Genomic DNA, 22,062 nt, shown 5'->3' on the forward strand with positions numbered 1-22,062 from the left:
ACTTCCTGCTCCTGATGTTTTTAACGACAACAGCATGAAAATTAATTTTTATGGGCAACTACTTGCGATAGCTTTAGGAGTAGTACTTTTTGCTTGCCGGCAAAAAAGTAAGGAGGTAACAATAAAAGCAGATGGTGTAGAACAGTGGATTACCACGGTAGATAAAAAAAGTTTACTGGCGAAGATTGATATTGGAGAAGTAAGTGGCGATACAACTATATTACCCAAAATTATAATTAACGAAGCACAGCAATACCAGACCATAGATGGTTTTGGTTACTCCTTAACAGGAGGAAGCGCCTATCTGCTCCATACAAAACTCGATGCAGCAACACGTGCGGCTCTGTTGAAGGAACTATTTCTGTCTGACGGTAATAATATTGGGATCAGCTACCTGCGTATCAGTATTGGTGCTTCTGATCTGGATGACCATGTTTTTTCTTATAACGATTTGCCTGCTGGTAAAACAGATAAAGCATTAACAGCTTTCACGCTGGCGGAAGATGAGAAACATCTTATTCCAATCCTGAAAGAAATTATTCAACTCGCGCCCGACATCAAAATCATGGGCAGCCCCTGGAGCGCACCTGTTTGGATGAAAGACAACAACAGTCCTAAAGGTGGAAATCTCAAAACTGAATATTATGCAGCATACGCAGATTATTTTGTAAAGTACATTACGGGCATGGCTGCACACGGTATTACACTGGATGCCATCACCATTCAAAATGAACCGGAAAATCCCAAGAATAAACCCAGCATGGTAATGACGGCTCGGGAGCAGGCAGACTTTGTAAAATTACATCTTGGACCTGCTTTTGAAAAAGCAGGAATCAAAACAAAAATTATTGTGTTCGATCACAACTGCGATCATCCTGAATATCCGATTGAAATACTCAATGATGCAGACGCCAAAAAATACGTTGACGGTTCAGCGTTCCATTTATACCTGGGTGAAATTGAAGCATTATCAAAAGTGCATGACGCTCATCCTGACAAACATGTCTATTTTACAGAACAATGGACTTCACCAGAAGGTACCTTTGATGGAGATTTAATGTGGCACACCAGAGAATTAATTGTTGGCGCTACACGCAATTGGTCGCGCAATGTGTTGGAATGGAATCTGGCAGCAGATCCGCAATTTAATCCGCATACCGATGATGGCGGTTGCACCATGTGTCAGGGTGCGCTAACCATTGGTGACAGCATAGCACGCAACGTTTCATACTACATTATAGCACAGGCATCGAAGTTTGTAAGACCAGGTTCTGTAAGGGTTGCAAGCAACGAACCTGACAGCTTACACAACGTAGCCTTTGTTACCCCAGAAGGTAAAACAGTGCTGATCGTAGTGAACGAAGCAAGTGTAGAAAAGAAATTTGCAGTCAAATCCAACAATAAAAATTTAATAGTAGCGATACCCGCAGGCGCTGTGGCTACCTATACCTGGGAATGATGATGAAGAAATTATGTTATTTAATTGTGGCAGGACTAAGCTTACTGCAGGCTTGTGATAAAGAATCCGGCCCTGTGGTTGGTCCACCTGTATCCCCCGATGAAATAGGTAAGGCAAGTGTATGGTTAACAACAGGAGATAAAACAAAATTGCTCAACAAAGAAGGAGACATTTCCATTACAGAACCAATAGCGACTACACTGCCTTTAATTACAATCGATCCTGCTCAAACATACCAGCAGATCGATGGCTTTGGCGCAGCCATGACAGGTTCATCAGCCTATCTGATCAAGAATTTATCGGCTAGCAGACGCAATGCTTTACTACAAGAGTTGTTTGATCCAGGTGCGGGAATTGGTATTTCTTATGTTCGGCTTACAATAGGAGCATCAGATTTTTCATTGGAAGATTATAGTTACAACGATATGCCTGCTGGTGAAACTGATTTTAGTCTGCAAAATTTCTCACTGAGTAAAGATGCTGATGTGATCAGTGTAATGAAACAGGTTGTGGCGGTGAATCCGGTTATACACATTATGGGATCGCCCTGGAGTGCACCTGCCTGGATGAAAACAAATGGCAGCATGAAGTATGTGAATGGGCAAGCCAACAAACTGAAAGAAGATTGCTACGAAGTATACGCTGATTATTTTGTAAAATACATTCAGGCTTATGCAGCAGAAGGTATTACTATTGAAACCATCACTCCACAAAACGAGCCCTTACACTATACAGCAGGATACCCATGCATGCACATGGAAGCTGTTGAACAAATCAATTTTGTAAAAAATCATCTGGGTCCTGCGTTGCAGGCAGCCTCGTTGAATACAAAAATAATAGCCTACGACCATAACTGGGATAATACTAATTATGCCATTAGTGTATTGAATGATGCAGGAGCAAAGCAATATGTAGCAGGCTCGGCTTTTCACGCTTATGCCGGAAATGTATCCGCCATGACAACCGTGCGTAATGCACATCCTGATAAAGGTTTATACTTTACGGAAGTGAGTGGAGGAGAGTGGGCTACGAATTTTAGTGATAACCTGCAATGGAGCATGAGTAATATCTTTATAGGCACTACTAAGAATTGGTCAAAGAATGTATTGCTATGGAACATGGCGCTTGATCCGAACTTTGGTCCTAAAAATAATGGATGTTCCGATTGCCGTGGCGTCATCACCATAGCACCGGATGGAACAATCACGCGTAATGTTGAGTACTATACCATCGGACATTTTTCTAAATTTGTTCAAACAGGTGCTAAACGCATCGCTTCAACCATTTCAGAAAATATAGCAAATGTTGATTATGTGGCTTTTGCTAACACAGATGGAAATCTTGCCATGGTGGTCGCCAACAACAATGATACAATGAAAACATTTGCGGTAAAGCAGGGTTCAGGTCAGTTTACCTACGCTATTCCTGCAAAGTCTGTCGTTACCCTCACCTGGAAATTATAACATACACTTTTTAATATGTATAGAATGAAGTCTTTTTCAATTTATCTGGTTTTACTGTTTGCCTCTTTTGCATTGATAAACTGTTCATCTCCTAAAGAAGAAAAGAAAGAAACTTCTTTTCAAATAGGAAACATGCGTGAAGCGTATCAATATACTACCGCTGACTCCGCTGATTTACGCTTATCAATAACAGACACACTAAGTTTCAATGATTATGCACAACCTTTAGAAACGGAAGTATCCATTTTCATTAATCCCTCAAAGACCTTTCAAACCATGTTGGGTATCGGAGGTGCCATTACAGATGCATCCGCAGAAACTTTTGCTAAACTTTCAGCCGATAAACAGGAAGAGTTTATTAACGCCTACTACAATGCAGAGACAGGCATTGGCTACACACTGGGTCGTACACACATCAACAGTTCCGATTTCAGTAGCGAGAGTTATACCTATGTAAAAGATAATGATGCTGAGCTGACTTCATTTGATATTGCACATGATAAACAGATGCGCATACCTCTGCTTAAGAAAGCACAGGAAAAAGCAGGTAGTTTCACCTTGTTTGTGAGCCCGTGGAGTCCGCCAGCCTGGATGAAAGACAACAACAACATGTTGCGAGGAGGAAAACTGAAACCGGAGTACCACCAGTCATGGGCAAATTATTATGCTAAATTCATTAAGGCCTACGAGGCAGAAGGTTTACCGATCTGGGGATTAACTGTGCAAAATGAACCCATGGCCAACCAAACCTGGGAGAGTTGCATCTTCTCAGCAGAAGATGAGCGTGATTTTATCAAGAATTTTCTCGGCCCAACCTTAGCGAAGGAAGGGCTTGCAGACAAGAAAATTATTGCGTGGGATCACAACCGCGATTTAATGTACCAGCGCGCAGAAACTTTATTCAGCGACCCTGAAGCTGCTAAATACATTTGGGGATTGGGTTTCCATTGGTATGAAGATTGGGCTGGTGGTAAGCAAATGTTTGATAATGTCAGAAAGGTTAGTGAATCCTGGCCTGAGAAAAATCTTTTCTTTACGGAAGGATGCAATTGTCCATTCTCTATCGATAGCACGAGTAACTGGAAATTGGGTGAACGCTATGGTGAATCTATGATCAATGATTTTAACAATGGTACGGTAGCCTGGACAGACTGGAATATTTTACTGGATGAAACCGGTGGGCCTAACCATGTTAAGAATTTTTGTTTCGCACCCATTCATGCCGATACCAGAAACGGACAATTGATCTACACCAATGCATATTATTACCTGGGTCATTTCTCAAAATTTATACGACCGGGTGCTAAACGTGTGCAGACATCAGCCAGCAGGAGTTCAATGTTAACAACAGCATTTTTAAATACTGACAATAGCCTGGTTGTTGTAGCCATGAATAAAACATCCAAGAAAATTTCATGCCTTTTGTCAATTGATGGTAAAGTATCAGCGATTACTGTTTTGCCGCATTCGATCTCGACAGTTGTGCTGAAATAACTCATCATACTGCTAAAAAAGAACAATAGCCTGATTTAAGAAGTATCCAGGCAAAAAATAAGCTGTATCGGCATATTCCGGACAGCTTATTTTATTAACAACACGCAAACATTTTACGCTATCTTCGTGTTTAGAAGCAAAAACTTGTAAAAACATGAAATCGCCACTAAAGTGCTTTGCACCTCATATGCGGAACAATTCAGGCGATTCCATGTTTCCATAATTGAAAAAATAAATTTTAAAACATGAAATACACATACCTAGCCTTAGTCGCTGTTATCGCCTTTGCTGCGTGCCAGCCATCTAAAAAAGAAGAAACTGCAGAAATTAAAATTCCCTCACTTACCCTGAAATGGGAAACAGACACAGTTTTAACAACTTGTGAATCCGTTATTTATGATTCTGCAAACGAGGTGCTCTATGTTTCCAATATCAACGGAACTCCTACTGACAAAGACGGCAATGGATTTATTGCCAAACTTGGTCTGGATGGCAAAATTGTTCAGGCACAATGGGTTAGTGGTATGGATGCTCCTAAAGGCATGGGCATTTACAATGGTAAGCTATTCGTTTCTGATATTAACCGCATTCACGAAATTGACATCGCTGCCGGCAATATTATCAATACTTATGTAGTGGACAGTGCCCAATTCTTGAATGACATAACTATTGATGCAAATGGTAAAGTCTATGTGAGTGATTCTAATGTAGGTAACATACTTGTATTAGAGAACGGTGTAGTATCTGAGTATGTATCGGGTGTTGCAGGTGTAAATGGTTTATTAAGTGAAGGCACAGATTTACAAATGGTTTCTTTCGCAACAGGTGTATTCAACACTATAGATGTTAACAAGCAAGTAACTTTAAAAACAGATAGCATCGATGCAGGTGATGGTATTGTAGCGCTAAGCGAAGGCGGATATCTTGTTTCTAGCTGGACGGGTAAAGTAACTTATGTTAGTCCTGAGTGGAAGAACAGCTTATTGCTGGACACAAGTGCAGAAAGCATTAATGCAGCAGACATTGAATACATTGCCGAGAAGAGATTATTGTTAGTGCCTACTTTCTTTAAGAATAAAGTAGTGGCTTACGAGGTTTCTCAATAATCAGGGTCCTAATAATTAACTCGCCCTCTCGTAAGGTTACATCCTTGGGAGAGGGCGAGTTTATTTCTTCTCAACAACGAATTTTGAGCGAAAATACTTTATACTATCAACCTCTATTACGCTTAATTCATAAGTGTATTTTCCTGGTTGAAGAAGTTGCTCTCCAATGTAATCATCAGGAAGAAATTCAATTTTTTTATCACTTATTGTGCCTGTCACAGCCATAATAGGGTATGCCTCCTTAAGTTTTTGATATCCGGAATTTTGTTTTGACTTGAGCATACCAAAATGAACGAGGCCATTCGCTGGAGAGTTGATTTCAATGTTTTTCAAATCACAATGGCTATTGTTTGAAATCCTCATAAATACAGGCTCCTACACATCGGGGATTACTGATGCTTCAGTAATCGGGTAAACAATTGTGTCAAACAGATTCATCGGGTGGTTTAATAAGAATAACTTTGGTATTAATGTTAATCCGTTAGTTAATCTCTATTAAAATAATAATAGCTGAAGAATGTTTTAAAGTTTGCACTTACTTACAATGTCTATTCTTTGTAGTCATATATAAAATGCTTTGGTGAACAAAGCATTTTATATGAATATTAGTGATTACAACATAATCCAAAAATCAAATTTTATAGACGCTTCAGAGCCTTCGGTGATTTCATAATCCTTAATCAACCCAATCTTACCCTGATTTGTTTTGAAAAGTACGAAAGCCTCATCGCCTTGTGCACCATTGAAGGTGACACGCTCGGTTGTGGCGCTAGGCTGATAATTATCGTACAAGCCCATTAGTAAAGCCACATCATTCACACCAATATTTTCCAATTGTGCTTTTTCTGCGTCTGTAAGCGAAGAGTAGGTAATTATTTTAAGAACCGTTTGGTTTTTCACGGTAAACTCTGTGACCAGATCAGGGTTACTCGTTGAAGCTTGAAAAGGTGAACATAAGTACGAACCCACTGGTGCTGCACCTAGCCCAACTCCTTTTAATGCAATATCATAATCATATATCAGGTGAACTTTGTTATAGATTCCATCCAATTCAAGGGAAACAACGTTGGTAGCTTGCGGATCAATCTTCGGTTTACCGTCCAATTCATTTCCCGCATTTAGAACAGTCATATAATACGCATAATTTTGAATACCCTCTTCAGTATCGCTATCAAGCGTAACATTACTGGTTAAGTCGAGTGGCCAAAAAGCTTCTACTTGGGCAAGATTAAGAATCACCTCGCGATCACGGTTGTCAATAACCACTGCCTTAAGCTCTGTCTCTGCTTCGATATCGAATCTTTGCACCGTATAAACAAAATCCAAATCAATTTCTTTTTTATTAACAAGCCCTTCGTATATGCCCTCAACTGAAGTTTGCGGGCCTGCATCGTTATTGTAATTTCGAATAATCTCAAGAGACTTTATTCCCGCTGGTACTATTCCTTCAAGGTGAATTGTTAATTTGCCCTTGTTATCTGTGGCGCCAACTACCCCCCTATATATTCCATTAACAAGTTGATCTGAGGAAGCCTCGAGTGTGGCTTCTGCCGGCACGGTGTCATCATCTTTGCACCCTCCCATTAATCCTATCAACAAAGCATAAAATAATAACCTGAATGTGCGTTTCATCTTTTTGTGATTTAGTTTTACAATACATTTTTTATATAACGACAAATATCATTCCTGAGGTGAGGGAATAGATGGATTTGAACTCCAGACAATACAAATGAACTTCATTTGATTAAAATATTTTTACTTTGATACCTAGAATGCAAATGTAGACACAGGAGTTAAGTTAAATTCTTGATCGTTACTTTTTTATCGTTGCAAACAGCTCATAAAATATTGTAAAAAGCCCAATGTGTATTAGATGCCTTGCAATATTCATTCAACTAAATGAATATTGAATAAACTTTTACGTTATGAGAATTTCATCTGCGCTGATTTTATCCCTGCTACTTGTATGTTCATGCAAAAAGGCTTTAGAAGTAATTACTCCAAAAAATTTCAGTATCCTTATTCGACAACAATTCGATAAAAATGCTACACTGGTGGATGACTTTTTTGAGAACGAACGCATCATGCTTACTGCTCAAGATTTACAAACGATACGTTCGCAGTATGGGGAGAGAGATTTGTTTTTAAAACACATGCTGGAATTAACTCAGCCTGCTTATGGAGAGGTTGTAGCGAGCTCGACACTTCCTGCTTCTTTTAAAATTGTTCCTACATCCGATAGGGCCGCACAAAAAATGCGTAAACACCTACTCCCATTTCCCTCGGGCTACACAGGGCCAAATCCGGGTAGTGGTGCAATAGATAATTTTGCCAAAGAAGTATTGGATAGTATCAATGCAAGAGGTGGTGGAGAGCAAGTGATTATCGAAAGTTTCTCCTTTGGTGGTTCATCCAGCTCAAGGCCAAATGAAACTTTCACCTTGAATTATGAAGAGATAAAAATAAATTACCAAAAAATGTTGCAACTCATTTCAACAGCGGCAAGTACAAGTGTGCTTGATACTGGTATAGATGAAATGCTAGCTGCAGCAAGTCCTCAAGAGGCTGTATTGATTGGTTTGCTGTTACCTGCAGTTCAGAAAGTCAGGGAAGGAAAACCATATCATGATTTAATGAATAGTTATTTCGATATGTCAGCAGCCGAACGAACCACATGGGACAGAGATGTTCGCCTGGCTGCTTTTCTTTGTGCATATGATTTTATTATTAGCGATGAATACAATCCTAATGATGAGTTTACCACCTCGTTGGGAGTGAATAAACAGATTTGTGATGGTGTAACGCTGTTGGCTTGGGCCAGGGTAGACGGTAGTAATAATTAGAAAATATTAACATGCTGTTATTTTTTATTTTAAAATTGAATTAGCACTGCATTCTTTGAAACACTTAACTTTGGTTAAGTATTTTCCTAGAGTAATAAAGAAAACTTCTTAAATAATTATTCAGATTTTGTATTCACAAATCTGAATACCATTGATCATGTGCTTTCTTTTTTAGTCTAAAGGTCACTATCTCCTTCCAAAACGCCAAGCAGTATATCAGTCATAGAAAGCCAGTAGAGTTCCGTTGGTATGTTGAAGTATTTTGGTTGATTTTTATTATTTTTACGTCTAATTTCAAAAGCTCCTATCCCACTTACTTAGCGTGCAGCCAAAAACCATTGATTCCGCGGAGATACGCTAGCCCCTACAAAGAATTATTAATCAATGAAAAAAGCAATATTATTCTCAGCATTTCTCTTGCTAACAGCAGTTCAGGCAAGCGCACAGGCCTTTATCACCACTTGGAAAACTGATAACCCCGGTACCAGTACCACCACCCAAATTACCATACCAACTTCAGGGGGTGGGTACAACTATGCTATATACTGGGAAGAAGTGGGGAATGCCACCCACAATGGTACTGTTAACAATGTAACAGGCAGCCATACAATAGAGTTTGGAACAGCGGGCGTTTATCGCATAGAGATTACAGGTGCTTTTCCACGTATTTACTTCAACTATACAGGTGATAAATCTAAACTACTCACTGTAGAACAGTGGGGGAGTATAGCATGGACCTCAATGGATAGGGCATTTATGGGCTGCAACAACTTAACCATACCCGCTGAAGATACTCCTGATTTGACCAACGTTACAATTATGAGGCAGATGTTTGCTTACGCCACTTCCTTTAACCAACCAATTGATAGTTGGGACGTGAGTAATGTAGTCAGTATGGGTGCTTTGTTTTACGAGGCCACTTCCTTTAATCAACCATTGGGTAATTGGGATGTAAGTAACGTAGTGACTATGAGCGAGATGTTTTATAAGGCAACCTCCTTTAACCAACCTATAGATAGTTGGGATGTAAGCAATGTATCATCTATGTATGGATTTTTTTTCCGAGCCACTTCCTTTAATCAACCCCTGGATAGTTGGAATGTGAGTGGTGTAACGTCTATGAATTCTATGTTTTGGGACGCTACTTCTTTTAATCAACCACTGAATAGTTGGGATGTAAGTAATGTAACAAGTATGATCTATATGTTTAGGCAAGCCACCTCCTTTAATCAACCGCTTGATAATTGGAATGTGAGTAATGTAACGAATATGGATCTTATGTTCCAGGTTGCTTCGGCCTTCAATCAGCCTTTGGAAAGTTGGGATGTGGGTAATGTAACGAGTATGAACCAGATGTTTTCTTTCGCTACCTCCTTTAATCAACCACTTGCTAATTGGAATGTAAGCAATGTTACAAACATGGAGTTTATGTTTTCCTCAACCACGGTGTTTAACCAGTCAATTGATAGTTGGGATGTGAGTAATGTAACCAATATGAATAGTATGTTTTACAAAGCCGTAGCTTTCAATCAACCGCTTAGCAGTTGGAATGTAGGTAATGTAACGAATATGAGGAATATGTTTTATGAAGCTACTACTTTCGATCAGCCAATTGGTAATTGGAATGTAAGTGCTGTAACGGATATGTATTATATGTTTTTTGGAGCCACAGCATTTAACCAACCTATTGATAGTTGGGATGTAAGTAGTGTAACCATTATGAAAGGTATGTTTTACGGAACCATTGCTTTCAATCAACCGATTAATAGTTGGAATGTAGGCAATGTAACAGATATGAGTTTCATGTTTTCCGGAGCCGCTTCCTTTAACCAACCAATCGATACCTGGGATGTTAGTAATGTAGCCAATATGAGTACAATGTTTTCCAATGCATCCTCTTTCAATCAACCGTTGGGTAATTGGAATGTGAGTAATGTTATAACCATGCATAGGATGTTTTACTATGCCACTTCCTTTAATTATCCCTTGGATAGTTGGGATGTAAGCAATGTAACAAATATGAGTTTGATGTTTGGCGATGCCACCTCTTTTAACCAGCCACTTGGTAGCTGGAACGTAAGCAACGTGACGAGCATGGTGAGTATGTTTTTCCGCGCCTCCTCTTTCAATCAATCACTCAATAGCTGGAACATAAGCAATGTATCAGACATGAGTTTAATGTTCCCAGGTTCAAAGCTATCCCGAGGGAATTATGATGCTATCTTACAAGCTTGGGCACTTCAAAATGTAAAACCGGGAGTTACTTTTGGCGTTATAGGTCTTAGGTATTGTGTAGGAGAAGCTGCGCGCAGCGTTTTGGTTAGTACTCATGGATGGATCATTACCGGTGATATCAAAAACTGTGAACAAACCATTACTTTTCAAGTTATACCGAACAAAAGTGTGGGAGACGCTGACTTTGAACTTGTTGTTAGTTCATCCTCCGGACTTCCGGTAACCTTAACCAACGCCAATGATGATGTCGCTACACTTTCTGGTAAAATGGTAACGATAGTGGAAAAGGGCATCACTACCATAACGGCATCCCAGAATGGAGATGAGTACTTCAGTGCTGCTACCTCTGTACAGCGAGCGTTAATTGTGAAATATAATCAAACTGTTACTTTCGATGTCCTTCTGGATAAAACCTATGTTGATCCGGCTTTTGATTTAACGGCCACTGCCTCTTCCGATTTGTCAGTGAGCTATTCCAGTTCCGATGAGAATGTGGCCACAATCTCAGGCAGTACAGTAACCATCGTGGGAGCCGGTACTTCTACTATCACAGCCCTTCAGTCAGGGAATGATGATTATTATGCAGCCCCATCAGTTGATCAGGTATTGACCATAAAAAAGGCTAATCAAACAATTACTTTTGATACACCATCTGTAAAGTCAACACTGGATGTACCTTTTGATTTAACAGCCACCTCTTCTTCTAATTTACCAGTGACTTATTCTAGTTCCGATGAAAATGTAGCGACCATATCGGGCAGTACAGTTACCATTGTAGGAGCAGGCCTTACCACTATTACTACTTCTCAAGCAGGTAATGTAAATTATAACTCAGCCATTAATGTACAGAGAGTTTTGCAGGTAAAGCTAGGCCAGACGATTGCTTTTAATGCACTACCCCCTAAGTCAACGCTCGATTTGCCTTTTGATTTAACAGCTACCTCCTCTTCGAATTTGTTAGTGAGTTATTCCAGCTCCGATGAAAATGTAGCAACCATATCAGGGAATACCATAACCATAGTAGGAGCAGGTAGTACAACCATTACGGCTCTTCAGTCAGGCAATGATGATTATTATGCAGCTACTTCGGTTAATCAGGTATTGACTGTAAACAAAATTGATCAGACAATTACTTTTAGTGCACTGGCTGCAAAATCAGTGCTGGACTCTCCTTTTGATTTAACAGCGATTGCATCTTCCGGTTTAACAGTGAGTTATTCCAGTTCCGATGAAAATGTGGCTACTATATCAGGTAGTGCTGTAACTATAGTAGGAGTAGGCACTACAACCATAGTAGCCAACCAGTCAGGTGATGATGATTACAATCCGGCCTCTTCGGTTAATCAGGAGTTGACTGTAAATAAAGTTAATCAAACCATTACTTTCGATGCGCTTCCGGCTAAAACCTTTGGTGATTTTTCTTTTGATTTAACTGCTACTTCCTCATCTGGTTTGTTTGTTAGTTATTCCAGCTCAAATGAAAATGTAGCTACTGTATGGGGTGATAGGGTAACAATAGTGGGAGCAGGCACTACCACCATTACTGCCTCGCAAAATGGAGATGCTACTTATACAGCAGCTACTTCTGTTATGCAAGATTTGGTGGTCAATAAAAACACACAAATCATTACATTCAATTCTTTGCCGGTTAAAGTCATGGGCGATGCCCCGTTTACGGTAAGTGCTACGTCTTCCGCAGGTCTTCCAGTAATATTTAGTGCTGTAACAGATAATATTACTGTTAATGAAAACACTATAACCATAACTGCACCAGGCCAGGCAACTTTACAAGCTATACAAACGGGCGATGCTAACTATACCGCAGCCGTTTCGGTGGATCAAACATTTTGTATCAACCCTGCTAAACCCACCATTAGTGTTAGTGAGCTGCTTACCACTGTGCTTACCTCCAGTGCTGCCATCGGTAATGTATGGTATTTGGGCGGGGCATCTGTAGCCACTACACCCACCCTTACAGCAACGCAATCAGGTGTCTATACGCTTGTTACTGTGATAGAGGAATGTACTAGCGAAAACTCAGATCCCTTACCACTTATTATTACTGAAGCGGAACAGCCTTTGTCATCCACTGTTTCTGTTTATCCTAATCCAGTGCAAGACATACTCAATATTGATGTCATGGCATTTTCGAATATTACAGAAGTTATGCTTTACGATGTTACAGGTCGTTTAGTTGCAACCACTACTGGGAGTAAATACATACAGGTAAATACTGAAGCCTTAGCGCGGGGCATATACCTTGTATACATAAAAAATGAAAAGCAGGTAATTACACAACGCATAAATAAGCAATAGTGTGAGCAACGTAAAAATGCAATTCAATAACTAATACTTTTTTGATAAATCGCTGATGTACTTTTTGCAAATAGTAATTAGTACTCTTATTCACTAAAATATATTATTGATCTCGACTTAACAGTTTGACAACACATATCTTTGAATCGTCAAAAACACTATTAAAAATTAATTAACCAAAGTAAATCAATGAAAATTTCTAAAATCCTGATCTTCTTACTTTTTATTACTATCATCATTAGTTGTGATGACGAAACACCAAAAAGCAATCAGAATCAAATTATAAACTTTAAATTTTCGGCACTTACACCAGAGGTAGTCGGAACAATTGATGAATCAACAAAATTAATCGCTGTATCAGTACCAAACGGAACAGCAGTAAATGCACTTACTCCCACTATTGAAATATCGGAAGGTGCCCAGATTTCTCCGGCATCAGATGTAGCTGTCAATTTTTCTAACCCGGTAGTTTACACAGTAACTGCTGAGGATGGATCGACTCAAGAATATTTGGTTACAGTTACTGAATTAGAAAGCAATGAGAAAAAAATACTTTCTTTCAAACTAAACCTAACACCAGAAGTATCAGGCACTATCAATGAGGCCACAAAAAAAGTAACACTTCTTGTCCCTAACGCCCTAAACGTAGCAACACTTGCTCCTGTTGTTGAGGTGTCACCAGAAGCTACAGTTGTGCCAACTTCAGGTACAGTTGTTGACTTTACAGCACCTGCCATTTATACGGTTACAGCTGAAGATGGTACACAACAAGCCTACGAAGTAACTGTATCTCTTGACCCTAACGTTAACTTTACCATTGATGCGCATATTGGTTCAACAGAAATTGCACAAGCTGGGTATTTATTAGTTAAGGGAACTAACTTCGGTACTGAAGCAGCTAATGTAAAAGTAGTTTGGACGAACCAGGCAAATCAGGCTACTGTAGATATAACTACATTCGTTATAGTTAACAATACTTCAATTGGCCTTTTATTGCCAGAAACTATGCCTTTAGGGCAATACAAAGTTAAGGTAGTCATTAACAACCAACAGCTAACGATGCCCGAAACATTTACTGTAGTGCTTCCTGCACCACAGATCACTTTAGTCGATAAAGCTTCAGTAGAAAGAGGGCAAAACTTGCAAATCACAGGAAAATATTTTCAAGCATCTGGTAATATTGTGAAATTATCAAAAGAAAATACATCCTACACGCTTGACATAGTGAGCGAAACCACCACTTCAATTGAAGTAACAATTCCTAACAGCGTTCCTGTGGATGTTTATACACTCAATGTTACGTCTAATGACAAGACAACGTTTTACAACACACAAACAATTACGGTAACCTTACCGCCAACCACACCAATTATCACTAACATTGATAAATTCTCATATTCATTAGGCGAGACAATGGTTATAACAGGTCAGAACCTTAAAAAACAAGGATTTGCTACCAACATCAACTTTATTCCTTTTTTAGGTGGCACCACTATTGTAAGAAGTGCTGTTGTTAATGACGAAGGAACAGAGGTAACCTTTTTAATTCCAAACGATTTCCCTAAGGCATCATACTCGATTTTAATTGAAGTAGATTTTGAAGTAAGCGAAGAGTATGGCGAGATCATTCAAATCAAGCAATAATTGTTTCTCAATGCTTGATCTCATGAATCAAGACATTTAGATAATAAGAAAAAATACGAGTTGCAGTTTACTGCAACTCGTATTTTTTTAAAGCCTTCACAGCTTACAATAAAGAAGAGTTTATTCCTCTGGTTTGCAGGTGTCAAAGTAAAAGTAATCAGAGTTCATTCGTATAATAAATCTTGTAATACTTCCTTCCATCTTTCTCCACACCGCGTTCAATTAACTCACGGTCACCATGAATATAAATGTGAAAGTTTTTGTCCAGCTTCAATACACTTTTAAAAACCCTTGCTTGTTTCTTAACTACTTCAGCAGATATGGTGAAGGAATCCTCGCGCTCCATATCTAATTGATCTCTGAAATTGTTCTCAAATTTTCTGAAGGATTTTATCAGTTCAGGATCTTCAAAAACTTCATTTTCGAATTCACGCTGATTGAACTCATCGTGCTTTTTAAAATAGTCGATGGATTTTGTCAGATAGGAAAGTTGGTCTGCCCTCGATAAATCAAACTCTTCAGTGATCTGATCAGCTACATAATGCCTGGTAATATCCAATACATTTAATGTTGCCTGAAAATGGTTATTAACAGGTACAACACGCAAGAAAAGTTCTCGCCAATATTGTGCATCGCTTGATTTGCTAGTCCGGTCAACAATGGATACACGATAACCACTGTCTTCATCTAAATTATAAATGAGACAAGCCTTATCAAGTTTTTCTAAACTAATCCCTTCATCGAAAGTGAGTTCGAACTCACCTTGCTTGTGCGTAGTCAGTTTTAAAATTGAACTTTTACTTTCTGATTTGAATATACCGAGCACATCTGTCTTCTCTCCATCTACTAATACATCAGAGAATAAGGAAACAAATAAATCGCCTGATTTAATCTGCGGATGAAGTGAGACCTCATATAAATGTTTGGCAATACTTACGGAGCGATTGTGAAACTGTTTCCCGGATTCAAACACGTCTTTGGCAAACTGATATAAAGGGTTTAGTTGAAAATCGCCATCAGTAGAACTAAGGTGATAATATTCTTCAGAAGTGAAAGATTTTAAAAAATAAGAAATCAACTGTTCACGACCTTCATCAGCAATTTCTAATTCGCTTCTCGAAGCAATCAGGTCTTCGCCATTGGTTTTGTTGCCTATTTTGTGTGCAGAGATATGCCTGATTTTAGCGGAGTCGTATAGAACCATAGAATGCAATTTGAAGCTGCGAAGATGTTAAAAATGAATTAATTTAATAAATAAAAAAGGCTGCCCTGTGGTTTTAGCCTCAGGGTAGCCTTTTATGTTTTTGTATTCTTTTATTTAACAGGGCTTACTACTTGTTCACCCGCCTGATCGTCTGGTAAGCCTTTCAGGTATTTGTCTAAAAACTTCAGCATCTCCTGCGAAGTTTTAATGTTGTTTTCCTTTTTAACAAATCCGTGTCCTTCATCGGGGAAAATGATATATTCTACCGGCACATTATTTTTTCTTGCGTTGGCCACAATCTCGTCTGATTCTACTTGCAACACTCGTGGGTCATTGCTGCCCTGAAACACAATAAAAGGTTTGGTAATATTTTGTGTAAAGAATAATGGCGATTTATTGTAAAGCGCGACAGAGTCTATGGTGTTTGGATCGCCCAACTCTGTATACAAGGCATTTCTGAATGATGCCCACCATGGTGGAATGCTCTTTAAGGTTCTCAGCCAGTTAGTAACACCAAATAAGTTAACACCCACTTTAAACTCTTCTGGAGTAAAAGTTAGTGCAGCCATTACCATATAACCTCCATAACTACCTCCCAAAATACCGACTTTATCCATGTCAACATAGCCCAGTGATGCCAGTAGTTTCTTAGATTCAACACAATCTTTCAAATCAACATCACCATGCTTTCGATCATCCGCAGCATAAAAACTTTTTCCATAACCAGAGCTGCCACGATTATTCACTGCCAAAATGGTGTAGCCATGATTAACCAAATGTTGAATGATAGGGGAGTAGTTTAATCTTGTTTGTCCACCGGGTCCACCATGTATCCATAACAAGGCAGGAGATTTTTCACCTTCCACCAATGTTTTAGGCTTGTAGAGTAAGCACGGTATTTCCATGCCATCAAAAGATTTAAAACGCACTACCTCTCCGGCTACCAAATGTTCAGGATTAATCTCCTTGCTCATGCTATTGGTTAGCTGTTTGATCTCCTTGGTTTCAAAATTGTAGACGAAAAGGTTGGCTGGCGATTTGGAACTGGTCACGTAAAAGGACATCAGTTTTTCACTGTCAGATATATTAACTCCTGTCACATCGCCATCAGGTAGTCCTTCAATTTTTATTTCATTCCCACCATAGCTTTCATCGTATATTTTTATTTCAGTGCGCGCATCATTGTTAATTACGGTAACACGATAAGTACCGTTGCGTGATATATATGATCCCATAATATCCCATGGTGCTTCTTCTACTTTTTCTTTTTCGCCTGTTGCAATATTATAACTCGCTAAATAGGCAAACTCGCTACCCTCATCAGTAGTATAAAATAGTTTCTTTCCATCCAGACTAAAGTACTGCGGGTTAAATGAAACTTCACCTTCGTGAGCCGAGAGATGTTTAACCTTACCACTTTGTGTATCTAGCAGATACATATCGTTGTTGGTGGTAGTAATGGTTTTGGTGAGAGCGATGTAGCGATCATCATTGGAGATACTTCCGATATCGTAACCCTCTTCATTTTTATAGACAAGGGTGGCAGGATAAACATTACCTTCCTGTTCATTGCCTAGTTGTATGCGATACAAATCAAAATAACGCTTATCGCGACCGTTGGAAGCATAGTACATCAGCTTCTTATTGTGACTCCATCCGTAAAATTGTGCTTTCGCTGTACTATCCTTAATCAGGTCAATAGTATTGCCTTCGTTACTCCGTACAAATAAATGCGTGATTTCATTACCACCTCTATCGCTTGTAAATAGCACGCGTCCATCTTCCGGAAAATAAGATTGTGCGAAAATAGCATTGTCATTCGAACTGGTTAGTGGCTTTTGCTCACCTGTAGCAATATCAATTTCATAAGCATTAAAAATACCTGTTGCTTTAGATGATATCAACAGTTTAGTCTCATCTGGCGAGAATGCTCCTCCACTTATCTGCACGATGTCCATAAATTGTGCGATGGTGTAGGCCGGAATTTCTGGTTTTTCTTTGGTTTGACTACAGCTTTGCCATATTATGGCTAAGAGTGTCAATGCGAGGATTCTTTCTGTGTACTTCATACAAAATGCTTTGTATGAATGTACTCATATTCATTTACTTAATATCAATAATTTAGACAAGCGGATTTGTCAACAGCTATATTCTAAAAGTTCCGCCAAAGTATTAGTGTACAGGTGGATGAACGGCTAGGTAGGGTTGAATAATCAGGTACACAATAGCACCTGCAAAATAACCCAATAGGGCAAGAAGTGATATTCTTTTAACATACCAGATAAAGTCAATTTTCTCCATGCCCATAACAGCTACACCAGCAGCGGATCCGATAATTAATACACTACCACCTGTACCAGCGCAATACGCCAGGTATTCCCAAATCAAGTGATCCTGGTAGTAGATTGTCATATCGTACATGCCCATGCTGGCGGCTACCAAAGGCACGTTATCTACTATAGAAGAAAGAATGCCAACCAGGGTTATGATGATACGCTGATCACCGATTGATTCGTCTAGGAACCTTGAGAAATTAGCGAGTGTACCCATCGACTGCAAAGCACCAACAGCTAGTAAAATTCCTAAAAAGAAAAGTACACTGGGCACATCAATGCGAGACAAGGCACCGGCTGCGGTATAAGGTCTTTTCTCTTTATCATCCATATCTGGATTAATTAATTCAGAAACAACCCACAATACACCCAGCGCTAATAACATGCCTAGGTATGGGGGAAGATGTGTTACTGTTTTAAAAATAGGTACAGAAATTAATCCGCCTACACCAAGAAAAAACATAGCCTTCGACCCTTTAACTTCTTTACCATGTCCATGCCCGTCACCGTGAACATGACTACCTGCATGCAAACCTAATTCACCCTTTAATGTAAACTGCAAGTAAACCAATGGGATAATCATGCAGACAAGACTTGGTAAAAAGAGTGTCAGTATAATATTACTAGCACTTATTTGGCCACCTATCCAAAGCATAGTAGTGGTAACATCACCAATGGGCGACCAGGCACCACCGGCATTAGCTGCAATTACAATCATGCCTCCAAAAAACCAACGCATATCTTTATTAGGAACGAGCTTGCGAATTAACGAGACCATTACAATAGATGTAGTAAGGTTATCGAGAATGGCAGAAAGAAAAAATGTAACAATACAGATTATCCAAAGTAAAACTTTAGGATTTTTGGTATTAATGCGATCAGTAATAATCCTAAATCCTTGGTAAGCATCCACTAACTCAACTATAGTCATGGCGCCCATTAGGAAGAAAAGGATAGCTGCAATTTCACCTAAGTGATGTGATAAATCTTCACCAATAATGTCTATGGAATCTTGGGATGAGAGGGCATACAACGTCCAGCATAAAACACCCGTTAATAGTGCCGAAGCTGTTTTGTTAACCTTTATGGGATGTTCGAAAGCAATTGCCAGATAACCGAGAACAAATAATAATACGATGAAGAGTTCCATAGTGCAGCTGATTAGTCCCTGAAAGATGTAAAAAAAAAGCAGGCAATAAAAACTGCCTGCCAATTTTTTGATCAATGGTTATTAAAATCATTGCTCCTCCTGATTCATTCAATCTCTTGTTATGATGAATGTCATTACAGGATTACCAGATGAATGTCGTTTAGTTAAGTTTCCATTTTAATCCTTTCCGAAGGAGAGGATTATAGGTGAGGCCATAAAAAGGGCTTGGCTAAACGACATTAGGTTAACAATTTATTAACGCAAATTGAAAAGTCCCTCGTTAAGGGCTATCAGTGCCTCTTCTTTATATTCTGTATCCACCAGAACGGAGATATTATTGTTACTTCCTCCACAGGAAACCATGCGTATAGAAATACCTTCCAGCGCATCAAACACTTTTTTCAAAGCACCTTTTTGTGTAGCAATCTGATGCCCTACAATACAGATGATTGTTTGGTTATTATCAATTTCAATGGAGCCGAACTTCTTAAGCTCTACTTCAATTTTATCAAGATTTGTATTTGTGTCAATCGTTAATGATACGGCTACTTCTGAAGTAGTGATCATATCGATTGGTGTTTTGTATTGTTCAAATATTTCAAATACCCTTCTTAAAAAACCATAGGCCATCAACATGCGTGATGACTTTATTTTAATGGCCGTAATGCCATCTTTAGCTGCAACAGCTTTAAAAGTTCCTTCAGTGCTTTTGCTGGTAATAATTGTACCGAAAGCTTTTTCATCCATGGTGTTCTTTAAACGCACGGGCACGTTGTACTTCTGTGCGGGTACAATGGTGGCTGGGTGTAAAATCTTTGCACCAAAATAGGCAAGTTCTGAAGCCTCATCGAAAGTCAGCTCAGAGATAGGCATTGTCTTTTTTACAATACGTGGATCGTTATTGTGCATACCGTCAATGTCTGTCCAAATCTGAATCTCCTCAGCTCTAATGGCAGCACCTACAAGCGATGCAGTGTAGTCGCTACCACCACGTTTTAAATTATCGATCTCATTTCGGTGATTTCGGCAGATATAGCCTTGTGTAATAATTATGTCAATATTTTTAAGTGAGTCAACCAGAGGTTTTAATCTCACAGCAATTTTTTCCAATTCAGGCTCCTCATTCTCGTCAATGCTCATGAAATGAAGTGCCGGTAAAAGGCGTGAAGGAATTTTAATTTCCTGCAAATGCTGGTAAAACATTTCGGTTGACATCAACTCTCCCTGTGCCAGTAGTTCACGATAACTCTTATCATCGAATTCGCCTGCAGCCAGCATACGAATGAAAACAAAAAACCTGCTTACTATTTCATGACCTATAGCCTTGAAAGCTTCGGTGGAGTATAATTCATCGACAAAGGCTAGATAATGTTTTTCCAGTGTAGCAATCTCAGCTTCAGCTTTTGCAGCATCCTTTTTAAGTAAGGCATCACCAATTGCCACAAGTGCGTTGGTCGTGCCAGAAAGGGCAGAGAGTACAACAACCTTTCGCCCGGGTGAGCTGCTTACAAGGTTTGCAATTTTTTTCATGCGCTCCGGCCTGCCAACCGAAGTGCCTCCGAATTTCATGATGATCGCCATAGATTTTATTTTTTAAGGCGACAAAGATAGTGACGCTGCGTTAGTGTAAAAGAGCTAAGGGATTTAAATATCAATGTCATTTAGCTAAGCTTCCATGTTCATCCTTTCCTTTGGAGAGGATTGGAGGTGAGGCTAAAAAAAGGCTTAACTAAACGACATTGGATCGAATTATTAGAGCGGGTCTGTTTGTACGCAGTTACCTTGTACCAGCGGTGCGGTTAGCTGGGCGCACACAGATGTAATTTCTCCTTTATCAACTTTAACGTTTGGCACCTTACCAAGCATAGAAGCAATCGTACCATCGTTATTAAGTGCGGCAAAAACAACATCATAGTTGCCTTGCTCTAAAAAAGCAAGTGTAAACCGTCCGCTCACGTTTGCATTCACATTTGTGCTGGAAACTGAATTAGCAAAAGCCCGTTCATTAGCAGCTTCGTTGGTATTAAAGGAGCCCGGTTTATAGGCCACGGCAATCATCTTAGGATAATCGGCAAAGTCTCGGAATTGACCATCGATAGTACCACTATTATCAGTTTTTACAACGCGCATCTGGGGGTCAAGTGCATAACCACTATTGGTTAAGAGCACGGATTTTCTGACATCGAAATCCAAGGTTAAAAAAGTAGTCTGATTGGTAACAATTGAAAATGCCTCCATGGACTCTACATAACTATCGCCACCCGCCTGAACAAAAAGCACCTCCTGTGTATTGTTGGTAAACACGATATTGCTTTGTGGAAAGACTGTAAGTCCGTTGTCTACATTGGCCAAGTTAAGTTCTAGTCTGATACCCAGATATTCTCCAGGTGTTAGGTATTGCTCAGTAAGATCATAGGCCTTGCCTTCCGAAAAAGATAAAAGATCGATGGTTCTGGGCTCTTCAAATGACTTAATGGTTTGCCAGGTTTCGCTGCCTTTTTTTAAAACCTCAATGCTACGAATAGCAATATTAACCTCCTTTATGTTCGAGGCATCTACTGGAGCATCAGTTAGATTTATGATAATACGTCCCCTAAGGGCTTCGTTGTCAATACAAGCCCCCGTTACAAGACTTAGCCACACTATAAATAAATAGTATGTGTTTTTATTGAAAGACCTTAGGATTAATCTACGAGGCATGGTAGATGTAGTTTTAATATGGATTTAAAGTTAGTGCTTTTTAAACTCTAAAAATAAAAGGGCCGACACTGAAAATTACTTAGGATTTTCAAGTATCAGCCCTAGACTTTATTAC

The 22,062-nt window shown here is 39.3% G+C and carries 14 protein-coding genes; 7 read left to right on the forward strand and 7 right to left on the reverse strand.

The genetic code is table 11. The features are described 5' to 3' along the window. The first annotated feature begins 34 nt into the window (after positions 1 to 34). From SanaruYs_RS11500 to SanaruYs_RS11515, 4 genes are all read left to right on the forward strand, one after another. Positions 35 to 1,459 carry a glycoside hydrolase family 30 protein gene (locus tag SanaruYs_RS11500; RefSeq protein ID WP_127122709.1) on the forward strand — a complete coding sequence of 475 codons (1,425 nt, stop codon included), beginning with the start codon at positions 35 to 37 and terminating at the stop codon, positions 1,457 to 1,459. Next, complete coding sequence (locus SanaruYs_RS11505; RefSeq protein WP_246011900.1) at positions 1,459 to 2,922, forward strand: glycoside hydrolase family 30 protein; 1,464 nt, start codon at positions 1,459 to 1,461, stop codon at positions 2,920 to 2,922. The genes SanaruYs_RS11500 and SanaruYs_RS11505 overlap by 1 nt, the downstream gene beginning before the upstream one ends. 24 nt (positions 2,923 to 2,946) lie before the next feature. After that, a complete protein-coding gene (locus tag SanaruYs_RS11510; RefSeq protein WP_127122710.1) occupies positions 2,947 to 4,416 on the forward strand; it encodes a glycoside hydrolase family 30 protein in 1,470 nt (489 codons plus the stop codon). A gap of 245 nt (positions 4,417 to 4,661) precedes the next feature. After that, positions 4,662 to 5,522, forward strand: a complete 861-nt coding sequence (locus tag SanaruYs_RS11515; protein ID WP_127122711.1) for an SMP-30/gluconolactonase/LRE family protein — start codon at positions 4,662 to 4,664, stop codon at positions 5,520 to 5,522. A gap of 60 nt (positions 5,523 to 5,582) precedes the next feature. On the opposite strand, the gene SanaruYs_RS11520 is transcribed toward SanaruYs_RS11515, so the two are convergent. Both SanaruYs_RS11520 and SanaruYs_RS11525 read right to left on the reverse strand, forming a co-directional pair. Then, on the reverse strand, positions 5,583 to 5,885 hold the full coding sequence (locus SanaruYs_RS11520) for a hypothetical protein (RefSeq protein ID WP_160118646.1): 303 nt from the start codon (positions 5,883 to 5,885) through the stop codon (positions 5,583 to 5,585). 249 nt (positions 5,886 to 6,134) lie between these two features. Continuing rightward, entirely contained in the window at positions 6,135 to 7,154 is a 1,020-nt protein-coding gene (locus SanaruYs_RS11525; protein ID WP_127122713.1) for a hypothetical protein, read from the reverse strand. A 293-nt stretch (positions 7,155 to 7,447) separates the two neighbouring features. Here SanaruYs_RS11525 and SanaruYs_RS11530 point away from each other — a divergent pair, with 293 nt between their 5' ends. From SanaruYs_RS11530 to SanaruYs_RS11540, 3 genes are all read left to right on the forward strand, one after another. After that, positions 7,448 to 8,365 carry a hypothetical protein gene (locus SanaruYs_RS11530; RefSeq protein WP_127122714.1) on the forward strand — a complete coding sequence of 306 codons (918 nt, stop codon included), beginning with the start codon at positions 7,448 to 7,450 and terminating at the stop codon, positions 8,363 to 8,365. A gap of 384 nt (positions 8,366 to 8,749) precedes the next feature. Next, positions 8,750 to 12,916 carry a BspA family leucine-rich repeat surface protein gene (locus SanaruYs_RS11535; protein WP_127122715.1) on the forward strand — a complete coding sequence of 1,389 codons (4,167 nt, stop codon included), beginning with the start codon at positions 8,750 to 8,752 and terminating at the stop codon, positions 12,914 to 12,916. 189 nt (positions 12,917 to 13,105) lie between these two features. After that, positions 13,106 to 14,560 (forward strand): SGBP N-terminal domain-containing protein, encoded by a 1,455-nt coding sequence (locus tag SanaruYs_RS11540; RefSeq protein ID WP_127122716.1) that lies wholly within the window; start codon positions 13,106 to 13,108, stop codon positions 14,558 to 14,560. A gap of 157 nt (positions 14,561 to 14,717) precedes the next feature. On the opposite strand, the gene SanaruYs_RS11545 is transcribed toward SanaruYs_RS11540, so the two are convergent. From SanaruYs_RS11545 to SanaruYs_RS11565, 5 genes are all read right to left on the reverse strand, one after another. Continuing rightward, entirely contained in the window at positions 14,718 to 15,764 is a 1,047-nt protein-coding gene (locus SanaruYs_RS11545; RefSeq protein ID WP_127122717.1) for a nucleoid-associated protein, read from the reverse strand. Between the two features lie 110 nt (positions 15,765 to 15,874). Continuing rightward, positions 15,875 to 17,833: a S9 family peptidase gene (locus SanaruYs_RS11550; protein WP_127122718.1), complete on the reverse strand. Its 1,959-nt coding sequence runs from the start codon at positions 17,831 to 17,833 to the stop codon at positions 15,875 to 15,877. Positions 17,834 to 17,936: 103 nt separating this feature from the next. Beyond that, the gene (nhaD, locus tag SanaruYs_RS11555; protein ID WP_127122719.1) at positions 17,937 to 19,247 is read right to left on the reverse strand and encodes a sodium:proton antiporter NhaD; all 1,311 of its coding nucleotides are present in this window, start codon (positions 19,245 to 19,247) and stop codon (positions 17,937 to 17,939) included. A gap of 255 nt (positions 19,248 to 19,502) precedes the next feature. Further along, positions 19,503 to 20,828: an aspartate kinase gene (locus tag SanaruYs_RS11560; protein ID WP_246011901.1), complete on the reverse strand. Its 1,326-nt coding sequence runs from the start codon at positions 20,826 to 20,828 to the stop codon at positions 19,503 to 19,505. A gap of 171 nt (positions 20,829 to 20,999) precedes the next feature. Continuing rightward, on the reverse strand, positions 21,000 to 21,947 hold the full coding sequence (locus tag SanaruYs_RS11565; protein WP_127122720.1) for a DUF4382 domain-containing protein: 948 nt from the start codon (positions 21,945 to 21,947) through the stop codon (positions 21,000 to 21,002). Positions 21,948 to 22,062: the final 115 nt, after the last annotated feature.

The organism is Chryseotalea sanaruensis, assembly GCF_003990915.1.
Lineage (GTDB): Bacteria > Bacteroidota > Bacteroidia > Cytophagales > Cyclobacteriaceae > Chryseotalea > Chryseotalea sanaruensis.